We start from the raw sequence: 15,280 nt of genomic DNA, 5'->3' as shown, positions 1-15,280 counted from the left end.
ATAAAATTCTAAGTTAAAGTTTTTTAGTAACTTTAACTTGCTATGAAAATTTTATCGAAATATATTCCCATACATTTCCTGTTGATGTTAATTGTTGGGATTCTCATTCAATTTTACACTAAATTTTGGCATTACGGATTTTTAAAACTAGGAATTCTCTTTGGTTTTTTATTAGGAATTCTCTGGCTATTTTTAAAACTAAAAAAGAAGGTGTTATTTTCAATAACAACGCTTCTTGTTTGGTTTTGTATAGGAGTTTCAACAACATACATTAATAATGAAACTAGCTATAGAGATCATTATAAAAATTACCTACAACAAGATTTTAGAGCTATTTTAAAAATTCAAAAAGTATTAAAACCAGGTATCTATTATGATAAATATCAGGCAACGGTCATTCAAATAAATGAAACAAAAACAATTGGTAAAATATTACTAAATGTTAAAAAAGACACTGCTCAAAACATTTTAAAGGTTGATGATAAAATATATACAAACCCTACTATAAAAGAAGTTTTACCACCATTAAATTTTCATCAGTTTAATTATAAAAATTATTTAGTAAAACAAGGAATCTATAACCAAGTTTTTACTGAATATCATACACTAAAAATAGTAGAAAATAATGAGGTTTCTTTATTTGGATTTTCTGAAAACATTAGGAAAACAATACAAGTATCCTTAAATAAGGATGGTTTTGTAGGAGACGAATTAGGTGTAATAAACGCTTTACTATTAGGTCAAAGACAAGATATCTCCAAAGAGTTAATAAACAATTATGCAGATGCAGGTGCAATACATATCCTAGCAGTTTCTGGATTGCATATCGGAATTATTTTGCTATTGCTTTCTTGGCTTTTAAAACCAGTAGAATACTTTAAAAAAGGTAAAGAAATTAAAGTTTTATTAATTGTAATTCTACTTTGGTTTTTTGCATTTATAGCAAGTTTATCTGCATCTGTAGTTAGAGCAGTAACTATGTTTACATTTATAGCAATTGGTAGTTTATCTAACCGAAAAAACAACATCTATTTTTCTTTAATTACCTCTATGTTTTTTCTACTACTTATTAAACCGATGTTTTTATTTGATGTTGGTTTTCAACTAAGTTATTTAGCTGTATTCGGAATTGTTTGGTTGCAACCTAAATTGTATACTCTATGGATGCCAAAATTCAAGTTAGTAGATAAGCTTTGGCAGTTAATTACGGTTTCTATCGCGGCACAAGTAGGAGTTTTACCCATAAGTTTATATTATTTTCATCAGTTTCCTAGCTTATTTATACTTTCTAATATAGTAATCATACCTTTTCTAGGATTGATTTTATTCGGAGGAATTTTAGTAATTATACTAGCTCTGTTATCAATTCTCCCAAAATTTATAGCTGAATTTTATAGCGGTATTATCTCAATTATGAATCAATTTGTTAGTTGGATTGCAGAACAAGAAGGGTTTTTATGGAGAGAAATTTCTATGTCATTTTTTTTAATGATTTCTTGGTATGTATTAATTATTAGTGGCGTTTCTTATTTAGGCAAAAAATCATTTAAAAGAACTGTTGTGTTTTCAATATCGATAGCATTACTTTTTGCAGTTTTAATAGTTGAGAAAACGATAAAAAACTCAAGAAATCAGTTTGTTGTTTTTCATAAAAACAGAAAATCTATTATCGGTAAAAGAGTAGGAGAGCAGTTATTGGTTTACCATACCCTAGATAGTTTAGAAATCCAAAACCAAAAGTTATTGACTTCCTATAAAATTGGTGAGCACGTAAAAACGGTATATCACACTACATATCCATTAATTTTTAATCAGAACGGGAAACATATTTTAGTGATTGATAGCTTAGGTGTATACAACATAAAGGGTTTAATTAAACCGATTGTGATATTACAAAATTCGCCTAAAATCAATTTAAAAAGAATGATTGCTCAATTAAACCCAGAACAAATTATTGCCGATGGGTCTAATTATAAAAGTTATGTAAAAAGATGGAAATTGACTTCTTTAAGTGAAAATATATCTTTTCATAACACAAAAACAACAGGCGCAATTAGTATAAATAAGTGAATGATAATTGTATTGTCATCAACAAATGGAGCGATTTTACGCCATCCCAGCAAACCACTCCTATGTTGATTTTTACTTGTATTATAATACGTGTAAAGAAACTATTATATTGAATTTAAAAAAAAATAATGTTGTAAGTCTTAATTTTTTGTACATGAAAGTATGCTTTTCTGTTACAAAAAATAAGGTGTATGATATTGGAAGTATTTTTCTTCTTTAAAAGAAAAAAGGAAATGAAAAAAATTAAAACGAATTGTTTTAAAGTTTGATATTATAGGTTGCTTTTAAAACTTTTTTCAAAATCTTTCCAATTGGAAGTTTCGTAAACTTTATCATTAAAAAAGACAAGTATTTTTTCTAGCTTTTCTTTAGATAAGTAGCCTGGAACATTTTGGAGTAGTTCTTCCTTTTTGTTAAAAAAAATGGTTGATGGATACGACAATTTACCATTCATTAAAGTGGCAGTTAATTCATGATACCCATTTCTACCTTGTTTTTTAAATTTAAATGTATTTCCCTTAAAAGAAATATCATCTTTTCCTTCTCCATCCATTTTTACAGCATGAAAATGAGTGTTTATATAATCAATAATTACTTTATTGCTGTAAGTAGTTTTATCCATTTTTTTACACCAACCACACCAATCGGTATAGATATCAATGATAAAAGGTTTTGGATCTGTTTTATTAATTTCAATGGCTTGTTCAAATGAAACCCAATTAACTTTTTGAGCATTACTATTAAAAGCAAAACTTATTAAAAGGAAAAGTAAAATATATTTTTTCATACTTAGTACGTCGCAAACTGTATGCCAAATTTACAAAAAATAAAAGCATCGAATTTTCGATGCTTTTATTTTAATTTTTATAATAAGATTTATTTAACTCCGTGCATTAATTTTTTAATCACAGGATATAATACAGCAGATAAAATTGCTAATCCAAAAGAGACTCCAGTTAGTATCCAGAAGAAACTACTAATTCCTTTCTCTTGCGCAATTGCTTCTGATGACTCTGCAAATACACCTGCTAATTTCATTCCAATTGCCACAGCTAAATACCAAATACCAAACATAAATGCGATCATTCTACCTGGTACCAATTTTGATACATAAGATAACGCTACGGGTGATACACAAAGTTCTCCCATAGTATGGAAAAGATATACTAAAATTAGCCAAATAACACTAACTGATGCTGTTTTTGCACCAGGTTCAATATCTCCAGCACCAACAGCAATTACTGCCATACCTAATCCTAATAATCCCATTCCAATTGCCCATTTCATATTTGCATTTGGATTGTATTTACTTTCCCACCATTTAGAAAATAAAGGTGCTAAAGTGATAATATATAATGAGTTTAAAATTGAGAACCAAGATGCTGGAATTTCAGTTGTATCTTTTTGAAATTCTTCATTTAACATCCAAATAGCAATAAACCAAATGATGATAAAACTAATAGTCAGAAATATATTTGACCATTTGTATTTTTCAAATGTTTTTTGGAATAACAAATATAAAACCCAAGTAATAATTCCTAAAGGAACTATTGTCATTAAAGAGTTAACTATCTTAAATATGAGACCAGCACTTCCTTCTAATACTCTATCGGTGTAATCCCTTGCAAAAATGGTTAATGAACTTGGAGATTGTTCAAAAATAGCCCAAAAGAAAATAGTTACAAAAGCAAAAAACATTACAGCTAACATCCTGTCTCTTAAAACTGGTGTATATTTTGGTATTCTAATAACTAATAAAAGAATAAAAATTAAAAAAGCAGTTATTATTGCAATTGTTGAACCTGTATAACCTGCAAATTCGAATGGGAAAATATTGTATTTCCCTTCAGATATTTTCGAAATAGGATCGTTAAAAATCCATAATAAACCTAAAATAGAAGAAATAGCAATTAAGGTTTTTTGAAAACCATCAAATGGATTTCTTTTTGTTTCTACCTCATCAAATTCTGTTACAGAATCTTCAGTTCCAAGTACTACGTCTAAAACGTCTTCATTTTTGTTTTTAGGACCATCACCGATACTTCCAAAAATACCTTGGGCTAACCAAAATTGTAATAATCCAAACAACATAAAAATACCAGCAACACCAAAACCATACGACCATCCAATTTTCTCGCCTAAATAACCGCATAGAAGAATTCCTAAAAAAGCTCCTGCATTTACACCCATATAAAATATAGTATAAGCACCATCTTTTTTACCTTCTTTGCCTTTATACATTTCAGAAATAATAGAAGTCATGTTAGGTTTAAAAAAACCACTACCAATAACTAAAAGACCTAATCCCATATAAATAAAGAAAGAAGTTTCTACAGCCATACATGCATGTCCCAAAGTCATTAATAATGCACCTATTACAACAGCTTTTCTTATACCAATAACATTATCAGCAAAATATCCTCCAACCATGGTAGATAGATAAACTAAAGAAGTATAGGTTCCAAAAATTGCAAATGCCCATTCTCTTGGCCAGCCCCAACCATCGTCCAGTAAAGAAGCTGTAAAAAATAAAACTAATAATGCTCGCATTCCGTAATACGAAAAACGTTCCCACATTTCTGTAAAGAATAAAACAAACAATCCAGCTGGATGTCCTAAAACTTTGTCTTTAAAAAGGTTTTCAATATCTGTATTCATATTTTATGTGTTAGAATTTTTATAGAAATATAAAACCTCATAAATAAATGAATTATGAGGTTTTTAATAATTTTAATTGTCAGCTAATTCGAATCCTTCAGCTTCTTCATGCTTTGAACCTTTTATGTCTTCAGCACCATGGGTTAAACGTTTTAAAGGTTTTAAAATAGCAATAACTAATAATGCAAAAACTGAACAAAAAATTGCAATTCCTGTAAAAACTTGAAATTCTCCAGCATTTTCAGATATACCCCCAACTAATCCTGCCAGTTTATTCCCAAATCCGGTAGCAGCAAAATAAGCTCCCATCATAAATGAAGCATATTTTAAAGGTGCTAATTTTGTAATAAAAGATAATGCTACTGGAGAAGCACATAATTCTCCAATGGTGTGAAATAAATAAGCTAAAACTAACCAAACCATTGCAGATTTTTCTGCAATTCTTTCTCCATCCATAACAACTTCAGTAGATGCCTTACTCATGAAAAAGAATCCAAATCCCATAATTATTACTCCAATTGCCATTTTAAATAATGAAGATGATTCTTTCCCTTTTTTGCCCCATTTATGCCAAAAACTACCTACAAGAGTACCTAAAGTAATAATGAAAAATGCATTAATAGATTGAAAAACTGCTGCTGGTACTTCGTTACCAATCAATGGCAAAGAAAAAGATAACATTCTATCTGTCTTTTGATCAGTGTAAATACTCATTAATCCTCCAGCCTGTTCAAAAGCTCCCCAAAAAACAACAATGATTAAAAAAGATAAAAACATAACTAACATTCTATCTTTTTCAATTTTAGTTAGTGGTCTTTTTCTAGCTTCTTTTTCCTCAGTTGTGGCTTTGTCTCCTCCTGAAAATTCTCCAATACCTTTTAAATATTTTTGACCATATAAATATACAATTTGACCTAATGCCATTCCTATTCCAGCTAAACCAAAACCATAATGCCATCCATATTTTGCAGCAACAGCACCTACTATTAATGCACCTAAGAATGCACCTAAATTAATTCCAATATAAAAAATATAAAAACCACGATCTCTTCTATCATCACCTTTATTATATAATCCACCAACCATTGAAGATATATTTGGCTTTAAAAAACCAACTCCAATTACAATTAATATTAATCCTGTAAAAAATGCCCACTGAGCATCTATTGCTAAAATACCATGACCTAAACATAAGAGTAACCCACCTAACATAACAGCTTTCTTTTGACCAATAAATTTATCGGCAATCCATCCACCAGGTATAGAGGTTAAGTAAACAAACATTGTATAAGTTCCATAGAATGCAATTGTTTCAGAATTGGACCAACCATACCCTGATTGTGGGTCACCTGTAATAATTGGAGCTACTAAAAATAATGTAAGTAGTGCTCTCATTCCATAATAAGAAAATCGTTCCCACATCTCTACAAAGAATAAAACGTACAATCCAACTGGATGTCCAAATAATTCTTTTTCGTGTGGTTGTTTTACTAAGTCACTCATGTTTTATATAGTTTTTATCCTTTAATTTTATGTACTTGTTTTTTATCCTTTTTCCCTAAGTTTTTGTAAATAAAATTAGTCATTTTATTGTACAAATGAAGTCTTGTATTTCCGCCATAAATTCCATGATTTTTATCTGGATACATTCCCCATTCAAATTGTTTATTAGCTTGTATTAATGCTTCAGCCATTCTCATAGCATTTTGTGCGTGTACATTATCATCACCAGTACCATGAATTAACATATAGTTTCCTTTTAATAATTCTGGATAATTAATAGGTGAGTTGTCGTCATATCCAGCAGGATTTTCTTCTGGCGTTCGCATATAACGTTCTGTATAAATTGTATCATAAAAACGCCATGTAGTAACTGGAGCAACTGCAATTGCAGCAGAAAAAACATCGTTCCCTTTTAAAAGTGAATTTGTGCTCATGTGACCTCCAAAAGACCAACCCCAAATACCAATTTTATCAGCATCTACATATGGTTTTTTTGCAAACTCTTTAGCTACAGCTATTTGATCTTCGGTTTCTAATTTCACCAAATTCATATAGGTAAGTTTCTTAAAGTCTCTTCCTTTTAAACCTGTTCCACGTCCATCAACACAAACAATAATATACCCGTTTTGTGCTAACATTTGATGCCAATAATCATTCGACCCATTCCATCTGTTAGATACACTTTGTGATCCTGGTCCAGAATACTGATACATTAAAACAGGATATTTTTTTGAAGAATCAAAATTTGAAGGTTTTATGGTGTACATATTTAAATCGTACCCATTAATTTTTATAGTAGAAAATTCTTTTTTACTTAAGTTATAGTTAGAAATAAGCTCTTTTAAATTAGCATTATCTTTTATCGTTTTTAAGATATTTCCTTTGTTATTTCTTAAGGTATACACTGGAGGTGTGTTTGCATCTGAAAATGTATTGATAAAAAAGTGTCTGTTTTTACTAAAGGATGCTCTATTGTTTCCGGAAGCATTACTTAATAATTTTTTCTTTTTTCCTTTTAAAGAAATACTGTAAACGCCTCTGTTTATAGAACCATTTTCTACAGATTGATAATAAATTGTTTTTTTATTAGCATCAAAACCATAGTAAGAAGTTACTTCCCAATTTCCTTTAGTGATTTGATTGATTAGTTTTCCACTTTTATTATAATGATAAATATGATTGTAACCATCTTTCTCGCTTGTCCAAATAAAACTATTATCATTTAAAAAAGTTAAATCATCAGTAACATCAACATAAGCTTTATCGGTTTCATTTAAAATCAATGTTTTTTCTAAAGAATTTGAATCCACAAAGAATAATTTTAAATCATTTTGATGACGATTTAAAGTTCTTACAGAAAGTGTATGGTTGTCTTTTGTCCAATTAATTCTCGGGATATATTCATACTCACCAACATCAACTTTTCTAGTATTTTTATTACTTAACGTAAACATATGCAAGGTTACAATTGCATTATCTTCACCTGCTTTTGGATATTTAAATACTTCTTGAGTTGGATATTTTCCTGTCCCGTAAACATCCATAGAAAAGGTTTTTACTTTACTTTCATCAAAACGTAAAAAAGCAATGTGTTTACTGTCTTTACTCCATTCAAAAGCTCTTACAAAAGCAAACTCTTCTTCGTAAACCCAATCTGTAATACCGTTAATGATTTCGTTTTTCTTACCGTCTTTTGTAATTTGATAGGTTGTATTTGTAGTAAAGTCTGTAACAAATAAATTATTGTCTTTTGCAAAAGCTACTTTTTTACTGTCTGGTGAAAAAGTAGGTCTCTGAATATCTTTACCAATTAATTGTGTAGATTTAGTTGCAATGTCATAGGTGTAAAAAGTTCCTAAAAAAGAATGACGAAAAATAGGCTTAAAATCGACACCTAAAATCAATTTTGTTTCATCATTATTAAATGTATAGGATTCAAAGTATTTAATATCTTCAAAATCTTTACTATCAACAATTGTGTTGACTTTTTCTAAGGTTTTGTAACTGTATTTGTCTACGGAAGAGCTTCCGTTTGCGTAGTTTAAAAGCGAATAATAATCGCCGTTCATAGAATTTAGAGAGTTCATGTATTCTGCTCTAAATGTTCCTTTTTTCCAGATGTCTTCTAGGGTGATATCTTTTTTCTGTGCATTCACAAAAGTTGAGATCCCAAGAAACAATATGAATAATTTCTTCATGTATTTTTGCGGTTTTAATAAAAGCTTGCCAAGTTTACGGAAAAATCGGCAAAAAACACCTTAAAAAATTAGAAATCCTAAATCGTAGGTTTATTTTAATAGGTTTCATTTATCTTTGCTCAACTTTAAAATTGACAAAAGAATGTCTAAAATTATTTCTGGGTTTTCTAAACTTTCAAAAGAAGAAAAAATAGAATGGTTGGCAAAGAATTATTTTAATCAGCAACCAGAAATTATAAAAACGCTTAAGCAGTATTGGAATCAAGATTCTAAATTGCAGCAGCTTCATGATGATTTTATAGAAAATACGGTTACCAATTTTTATTTGCCTTACGGAATAGCACCAAATTTTATAATAAATGGACTCGATTATGTGATTCCAATGGTTGTAGAAGAAAGTTCTGTAGTTGCGGCAGCTTCTTTAGTGGCTAAATATTGGAGTTCTCGTGGCGGATTTAAAGCTGAGGTTATTTCAACCACTAAAATTGGTCAAGTACATTTTATGTACGCTGGAGATAAAAAAGAATTAGAACATTATTTTAATCAAAATAAAACTGAATTGTATGCTGCTACAGCTTCCATCACCAAAAATATGGAAAAGCGTGGTGGCGGAATTTTAGATATTCAGTTAGTTGATAAGACAGAAAAACTAGATAATTACTATCAATTACATGTAACTTTTGAAACGAAAGATTCAATGGGAGCAAACTTTATTAATTCGTGTTTAGAAGCGATGGCTGCTAAATTTAGAAATGATGAAATAGAGATTGTTATGAGTATTTTGTCTAATTATGTTCCTGAATGTGTAGTGCGTGCTGAGGTACGTTGTAAGATAGAAGAACTAGGTGGAGAGAACCCACAGAAGTTTGCAGAAAAATTTTATCAAGCAGTAAAAATTGCACAAATAGAACCTTATCGAGCGGTTACGCATAATAAAGGGATTATGAATGGCATAGATTCCGTTGTGTTAGCTACTGGGAATGATTTTAGAGCTGTTGAAGCTGGAGCACATGCGTATGCGTCAAAAGATGGACAGTATAGAAGTCTAACACATTGTGAAATTAAAGATGGTGTTTTTAGGTTTTGGATAGAGATTCCGTTAGCATTAGGTACCGTTGGTGGATTAACCGCTTTGCATCCTATGGCAAAATTATCTTTGGAAATGCTGCAAAAACCTTCAGCAAGAGAATTGATGCAAATTATGGCAACTGCTGGATTAGCACAAAATTTTGCTGCCTTAAGAGCTTTAACAACCAAAGGAATTCAGCATGGACATATGAAGATGCATTTGATGAATATCTTAAATCAACAAAATGCAACCAATCAAGAAAAAGAACAAGTTGCTGCTTATTTTGAAAATAAAACAGCATCTCATAGTGCAGTAATTGATAAATTAAATTCGCTTAGAAAACCAACAATCAATTGGGTTAATTTTTTAGATAAAAAAGAAGTTGAAGGTTATTTGTCAAAATTAACGGTTACTACAAAACCTAGTTTTGGTAAAATGAATGCACAACAAATGATTGAGCATGTGAGTTTAATTTTACAAATTTCTAACGGAAGTAAAGAAGTTAATATTTTTGTTTCTGATGATAAATCAGCTAGAAGAAAACCTTTTTTAAATACCAATAACGAATTGCAAGTTGGTTTTAAAGCGCCATTTTTATCGGAAGAACCTAATAAAATGATTTTTGATTCTTTGGAAGAAGCAAAAAATGAATTATATAATCAGATCGCTGCTTTTCAAGATTATTACAAAAAAAATAATGATGATAGTATTGTTCATCCGTTTTTTGGAGATTTAAATTATGAGTATTGGTGTAAATTTCATGTAAAACATTTCACACATCATTTTAAACAATTCAACTTAGTTTGATATAAGTTGTCATTCCTGAAAAGTCAGGGATTTAGAAATAAAGATGTCTCCTCGAGCGCAGTCGAGAGGTTATAAATATTATTGCAAAAAAGGTCTCGACTGCGCTCGACCAGACAGATTTAATGAATCATTATAGTAACGGAAAACTTTTATTAACAGGCGAATACCTAATTTTAGACGGTGCAAAATCACTTGCTGTTCCAACAAAATTTGGACAAGATTTAGTTGTTGAGCCGATAAAGGAATCACAATTGATTTGGGGAAGTTTTACTAATACTGGTGAATGTTGGTTTGAAGCTGTTTTTGATTTACCCAAATTACGATTGGCTAACTGTACTTTTAATTCTGAAAAAGAAGGAAACGCTGAATTTATCGCAGAAACCTTGCTAGAAATTTTACAAGAAGCTAAAAAGTTGAATCCAGATTTTTTACAAACAGAAAATGGTTTTGTTGTAAAAACAAATCTAACATTTCCTCAAAATTGGGGATTAGGGAGTTCTTCAACATTAATTAATAATATTGCCTCTTGGGCAAAAGTGGATGCTTTTAAATTGTTATGGAATTCCTTTAAAGGTAGTGGATATGATATCGCTTGTGCACAAAATGATTCGCCAATTTTTTATCAATTAAATGACGGAAAACCGATTGTAAATCAAGTTGAATTTTATCCAGATTTTTCTGATGAATTGTTTTTTGTTCACTTAAATAAAAAGCAAGATAGTAAGGAAGGTATAAAGAGATATAGAGATTATATAAAGAAAAGACCTTTCGATTCCGCTCAAAGTGACATTCAACAAATTTCAAATTTATCGGATGAATTTGTGAAAGCTTTTTCAGTTAAAGATTTAGATAAAATAATTATTGAGCATGAACGTATTATAAGTTCAATAATTAAATTGAAGCCAATAAAAGAAAACTTGTTTCCAGATTATTTTGGTGCTGTAAAAAGTTTAGGTGCTTGGGGCGGCGATTTTGTATTGGCTACAGGAAATAATGACACACCAGATTATTTTAAAAATAAAGGGTTTGAAACAATTCTTAAGTATTCAGAAATGATTTTATAATATTAAATTAGGTCTCGACTGCGCTCGACCTGATAAATAACTTTCTAAATGTCACCTCGAGCGCAGTCGAGAGGTCTTGAAATAATATGAATAAAATTATCATTATCGGAGGTGGAGCTGCAGGATATTTTACAGCCATAAACGCAAAAGAGAATAATCCAAATTTAGATATAACCATTCTAGAAAAAGGGAATGACGTTTTGCAGAAAGTAAAGATTTCTGGAGGTGGACGTTGTAATGTTACTCATGCATGTTTTGAGCCAAAAGAATTAGTAAAATTTTATCCGAGAGGAGAAAAAGAGTTATTGGGACCATTTCATCAGTTTATGACTGGCGATACTTTTGAATGGTTTGAAAATAAAGGCGTGCCTTTAAAAATTGAAGGTGATAATCGTGTTTTTCCAGAAGCAAATACTAGTCAAGCTATTATAGATTGTTTTGAGAATGCTGTTGATAAACTAGGTATTAAAGTGTTGAAAAACTGTGGAGTAAATTCAGTTTATCAACAAGAAAACCAGTGGCTTGTTAACACAAAAGAGCATAAATTTATTGCAGATAAAGTAGTGATTGCTGCTGGTTCTAGTAAAAAAGTTTGGGAATTGTGTAAAACCTTAGATCATACTATAATAGAACCTGTTCCGTCTTTATTTACATTTAATATCAACGATAAACGTTTGGTAGATTTGTTAGGGGTTTCTGTGCCAAATGCTACCGTAACGATTACTGGAACAAAATTAGAAGCTTCTGGACCTTTATTGATAACGCATTGGGGAATGAGCGGTCCTGCGATTTTAAAACTCTCTGCTTTTGGTGCGCGTATTTTAGCTGATAAAAAATATCAATACAATGTTGAGGTAAATTGGTTGTCAAGACCTACCGATAAAATTCTAAACGTTCTATTGAATTTAAAAAAGAAAGAACCGAGAAAAACCGTCATTTTAAAATCTCCATTTACTGAAATTTCTAAACGTTTATGGGAGCGTTTTGTAATTGCTTCCCAAATTATACAAAACCAGAACTGGGCAGATTTAAATAATAAGCAATTAGAAAATTTAGCAAACCAATTAACAAAAGGTGTTTATAATGCCAATGGAAGAACTACATTTAAAGAAGAATTTGTTACAGCTGGGGGTGTAGATTTAAAAGAAATAAATTTTAAACGTTTTGAAAGCAGAAAACATAATAACCTCTTTTTTGTTGGAGAAGTATTAAATATTGATGCCGTCACTGGTGGATTTAACTTCCAAAATGCTTGGACTGGTGGTTTTATTTGTTCAAAAGCTTTGAGTGAAGATTGAGGTTTTTTCAACTTTTTTCTAATTACAATTTTCATTATAAAATGTAATTACATCTTCTAAACCATCTCTCATTCTAAAAGTTTTATTTTTTATTTTTTCAATTAAATCAGGGCAATCATGAAAATATTTAATAACATTTTCTCTCATTTTTCCGAAAAGATCATATTTACCGAGATATTTTATTTTTTCTTCTCCAGTTTTTCTAATATAATATTTTGTTATAGTTTGATTAACGCTAATTCCTCCAGCTCCAGTTGAACTTAAGTTGTAAGAATTAAAAAATAATTCTACTCTACTTCCAGAAATAGAAGGTCGAACAGTTCTATACTTTTCTTTTCCTTCTAATAATAAAAATTTATATGTTTTAATGTTGTCTTTGGAATGTCTAATTTGAACAAAATCAATTTTAGAAAAGTCAATTTGTTTAGGTTTTGCTTTTAAATGAGGTTTATATTTATATGACTTATTTTTTATTTTACCCATTCCTAATAAAGTGTCACCAGATACGAGAACTGCTTTTGACGGCCTGTAAGGTTCACTAAATTGAGCGAACGAAGTATAGCTAAAAGCTATAAGGGTAAAGTAAATTATTTTTTTAAATTTTATCATCTTAATAATTTTCAGTAAAAATATATAAATCTTTTTTGTTTGGGAAGTTTTATATATTGATTCTGTTACTAAAAATTTAAACTTCCAAAATGCTTGGACTGGTGGTTTTATTTGTGCGAAAGCTTTGAGTGAGGATTGAGGTTTGTTTTCGTTTTTGTGTATGTTTCAGTTGTGTCGTTTAAGCACTAAAGTTTGCAAATAAATCACAGATAGAAAGTCTGTTAGGACTTTCGTAAATTGACTATAACTAGCAATTAATTTTATACGGTCATACCTAAAGGTGCTTCTTCATCTTTTTAAGTTTCCTTTTGTTCTTTCTATTAATCCTTTTTCTTTTTGAACTGTTCAACCATTTAGTGTATATAAGTTTAAATTGTTCTAGTCCTCCAACCCTTATTTTTTGTATATTATAGTTAACCCATTTAGGGAATCCTTTACATCCTGCCCATAAATAATTTTCAACAGGATATTTTATCTTAAAATTAGGAATTGGCTCAATTCTTTCAGCTATCATTATGCTGATTTCTCCTTTTGTAAAATTATAATTGTAGCATTTATAACTCAATTTTGAAATTTCAAGAGATGTAAAGAAAAAAGTCAATTTAGGTAAGATTTTTTCTCCATAAGAAATTAGTTCATTAGCCTGTTTAGATTCAATTATATTATTATAATTTCCATCAATTAATAATATTTCATCTAATAAATGTTCAATTTTTTCATTTGTTTGAGAATATGAACAAAATGAATTAAAAATCAAAAAGTATATTATTATCAGTTTTTTCATACTTGTTGTAATAATAGTTACCGATATAATCGAGTTTTGATTCGTTATATCACACAAAAACGAAGTTAGCTAAATTAATTGACTATTTTCCGTCTATTTGGATTTAGTAAGTGTAAGAAAATTATGAATGTTTTTTAAACTGAAATTTAATTTTTTTATACACCTGTTTAACAACCTTTTCTACCATCTCTTTTTCTCTTAATAAAGGTTTTCCATGAAGTTCTTTATATTTTCTTGATATAGCAGATTCATCTCCACTTACTGTATTGTTTATTGATTTTGAGATAAGTTTTCCTTTAAAAACGTTATTTGTTAGTTTACATTTATTGGAGTTAGCATTAACTTTCATTTTTATACCCCAACGTAATTTTCTTTCTTTTATGTTTTGAAAAACAAATCCGTAAACTCTTGTTGTGTGATTTATGGGACCATCGTCAGATTGAGCTTGTTGCAATGAAACGTTTTTTGAAAAATGCTTATTTTTTTTATATTTTCTATCTTTAATAACTAACTTATCGAAAACTATTTCTATTTCGCAATCATACTCTAAAGTATCTTTTTTCTTGTAATGTGTTATTACATTAGGTAATGTCAAGTCTTCAAGTTCTCTAAATTGATCATCTATTAATTGTTCTTAGATGTTATCATCATATGTTTCTGTTTTAACATATATTAATACCTCTTTATTTTTTTGATGATCAGCAGTAGTAACCAGTGTTTTTTTTGATGTTGAGCATCCAATTGTTAAGAAGATTAATGCTAACAAATAATGAAATTGCGGATTCTTCATTTTTAAAGATTTAATTATTAGAAGAATTTATCAATAATCATTCCGAATTTAAATGGAGATAACTAATATTAATTAAGCAATTTCCCCTCTATGTGGTTTTAGAGAATCTCTATAGATTTTCATGTCTTTTTCATCAACAATAATAAAAGCTAAGGCATAAAAATTATCTAGTTCTTTAAAGTCTATTTCATGGAAAGATAAAGAATCTGCTAGCGCAAACTCTTTTAAATGCAAACAATGATGTTTTGCCATTTCTAATGCATCTTCGCCTCTAAAATCCCAAATCAATTTTATTTTTCTATTCACAGTAATAATACGCTTGTTGTTTTTTCTAAATACAAAAATACTCATTCCTTAAATAGAAATGAGTATTTGAATTAAACTAACTAAAAAAACTATTACCTTATTTTTATGAGCATTCTTAAGATCA

13 protein-coding genes are annotated in these 15,280 nt (G+C 29.5%); 4 read left to right on the top strand and 9 right to left on the bottom strand.

Features of this window, described 5'->3' with window-relative positions; translation table 11 throughout:
• Window positions 1–42: 42 nt before the first annotated feature.
• A complete protein-coding gene (locus tag OD91_RS05415; protein ID WP_144895367.1) occupies window positions 43–2,070 on the top strand; it encodes a ComEC/Rec2 family competence protein in 2,028 nt (675 codons plus the stop codon).
• Window positions 2,071–2,341: 271 nt separating this feature from the next.
• On the opposite strand, the gene OD91_RS05410 is transcribed toward OD91_RS05415, so the two are convergent.
• From OD91_RS05410 to OD91_RS05395, 4 genes are all read right to left on the bottom strand, one after another.
• Window positions 2,342–2,857 (bottom strand): DUF255 domain-containing protein, encoded by a 516-nt coding sequence (locus OD91_RS05410; RefSeq protein WP_144895366.1) that lies wholly within the window; start codon window positions 2,855–2,857, stop codon window positions 2,342–2,344.
• 89 nt (window positions 2,858–2,946) lie between these two features.
• Complete coding sequence (locus OD91_RS05405) at window positions 2,947–4,728, bottom strand: peptide MFS transporter (RefSeq protein ID WP_144895365.1); 1,782 nt, start codon at window positions 4,726–4,728, stop codon at window positions 2,947–2,949.
• 72 nt (window positions 4,729–4,800) lie between these two features.
• Window positions 4,801–6,231 (bottom strand): peptide MFS transporter, encoded by a 1,431-nt coding sequence (locus OD91_RS05400; RefSeq protein ID WP_144895364.1) that lies wholly within the window; start codon window positions 6,229–6,231, stop codon window positions 4,801–4,803.
• A gap of 14 nt (window positions 6,232–6,245) precedes the next feature.
• Window positions 6,246–8,429: a S9 family peptidase gene (locus OD91_RS05395; RefSeq protein WP_144895363.1), complete on the bottom strand. Its 2,184-nt coding sequence runs from the start codon at window positions 8,427–8,429 to the stop codon at window positions 6,246–6,248.
• Between the two features lie 115 nt (window positions 8,430–8,544).
• On the opposite strand from OD91_RS05395, the gene OD91_RS05390 reads away from it, so the two are divergent.
• From OD91_RS05390 to OD91_RS05380, 3 genes are all read left to right on the top strand, one after another.
• Window positions 8,545–10,305, top strand: coding sequence for a hydroxymethylglutaryl-CoA reductase, degradative (locus tag OD91_RS05390; RefSeq protein ID WP_255513188.1), 1,761 nt, complete (start codon window positions 8,545–8,547; stop codon window positions 10,303–10,305).
• Between the two features lie 122 nt (window positions 10,306–10,427).
• A complete protein-coding gene (locus OD91_RS05385) occupies window positions 10,428–11,369 on the top strand; it encodes a GYDIA family GHMP kinase (protein WP_144895361.1) in 942 nt (313 codons plus the stop codon).
• Window positions 11,370–11,455: 86 nt separating this feature from the next.
• The gene (locus OD91_RS05380) at window positions 11,456–12,667 is read left to right on the top strand and encodes an NAD(P)/FAD-dependent oxidoreductase (protein ID WP_144895360.1); all 1,212 of its coding nucleotides are present in this window, start codon (window positions 11,456–11,458) and stop codon (window positions 12,665–12,667) included.
• Window positions 12,668–12,685: 18 nt separating this feature from the next.
• Here OD91_RS05380 and OD91_RS05375 read toward each other — a convergent pair whose 3' ends face one another.
• From OD91_RS05375 to OD91_RS05360, 5 genes are all read right to left on the bottom strand, one after another.
• Entirely contained in the window at window positions 12,686–13,276 is a 591-nt protein-coding gene (locus OD91_RS05375) for a hypothetical protein (protein WP_144895359.1), read from the bottom strand.
• Window positions 13,277–13,550: 274 nt separating this feature from the next.
• Window positions 13,551–14,060 (bottom strand): hypothetical protein, encoded by a 510-nt coding sequence (locus OD91_RS05370; protein WP_144895358.1) that lies wholly within the window; start codon window positions 14,058–14,060, stop codon window positions 13,551–13,553.
• Window positions 14,061–14,181: 121 nt separating this feature from the next.
• Window positions 14,182–14,655: a hypothetical protein gene (locus tag OD91_RS05365; RefSeq protein WP_144895357.1), complete on the bottom strand. Its 474-nt coding sequence runs from the start codon at window positions 14,653–14,655 to the stop codon at window positions 14,182–14,184.
• Window positions 14,656–14,694: 39 nt separating this feature from the next.
• Window positions 14,695–14,850 carry a hypothetical protein gene (locus tag OD91_RS13480; protein WP_186434409.1) on the bottom strand — a complete coding sequence of 52 codons (156 nt, stop codon included), beginning with the start codon at window positions 14,848–14,850 and terminating at the stop codon, window positions 14,695–14,697.
• Between the two features lie 72 nt (window positions 14,851–14,922).
• Entirely contained in the window at window positions 14,923–15,201 is a 279-nt protein-coding gene (locus OD91_RS05360) for a hypothetical protein (protein WP_255513186.1), read from the bottom strand.
• Between the last annotated feature and the right edge of the window lie 79 nt (window positions 15,202–15,280).

Origin of the sequence: Lutibacter sp. Hel_I_33_5, from assembly GCF_007827455.1 — a bacterium.
Lineage (GTDB): Bacteria > Bacteroidota > Bacteroidia > Flavobacteriales > Flavobacteriaceae > Polaribacter.
The sequence above is the reverse complement of the archived record's forward strand: the minus strand, read 5'-3'. Positions and strand labels throughout refer to the sequence as shown.

What these genes read in the sequence shown, in the direction of transcription:
- OD91_RS05395 (WP_144895363.1), bottom strand. Translation starts at nt 8,429, where the DNA reads ATGAAGAAATTATTCATATTGTTTCTTGGGATCTCAACTTTTGTGAAT.
- OD91_RS05375 (WP_144895359.1), bottom strand. Translation starts at nt 13,276, where the DNA reads ATGATAAAATTTAAAAAAATAATTTACTTTACCCTTATAGCTTTTAGC.
- OD91_RS05385 (WP_144895361.1), top strand. Translation starts at nt 10,428, where the DNA reads ATGAATCATTATAGTAACGGAAAACTTTTATTAACAGGCGAATACCTA.
- OD91_RS05370 (WP_144895358.1), bottom strand. Translation starts at nt 14,060, where the DNA reads ATGAAAAAACTGATAATAATATACTTTTTGATTTTTAATTCATTTTGT.
- OD91_RS05415 (WP_144895367.1), top strand. Translation starts at nt 43, where the DNA reads ATGAAAATTTTATCGAAATATATTCCCATACATTTCCTGTTGATGTTA.
- OD91_RS05380 (WP_144895360.1), top strand. Translation starts at nt 11,456, where the DNA reads ATGAATAAAATTATCATTATCGGAGGTGGAGCTGCAGGATATTTTACA.
- OD91_RS05405 (WP_144895365.1), bottom strand. Translation starts at nt 4,728, where the DNA reads ATGAATACAGATATTGAAAACCTTTTTAAAGACAAAGTTTTAGGACAT.
- OD91_RS05400 (WP_144895364.1), bottom strand. Translation starts at nt 6,231, where the DNA reads ATGAGTGACTTAGTAAAACAACCACACGAAAAAGAATTATTTGGACAT.
- OD91_RS05360 (WP_255513186.1), bottom strand. Translation starts at nt 15,201, where the DNA reads ATGAGTATTTTTGTATTTAGAAAAAACAACAAGCGTATTATTACTGTG.
- OD91_RS13480 (WP_186434409.1), bottom strand. Translation starts at nt 14,850, where the DNA reads ATGAAGAATCCGCAATTTCATTATTTGTTAGCATTAATCTTCTTAACA.
- OD91_RS05410 (WP_144895366.1), bottom strand. Translation starts at nt 2,857, where the DNA reads ATGAAAAAATATATTTTACTTTTCCTTTTAATAAGTTTTGCTTTTAAT.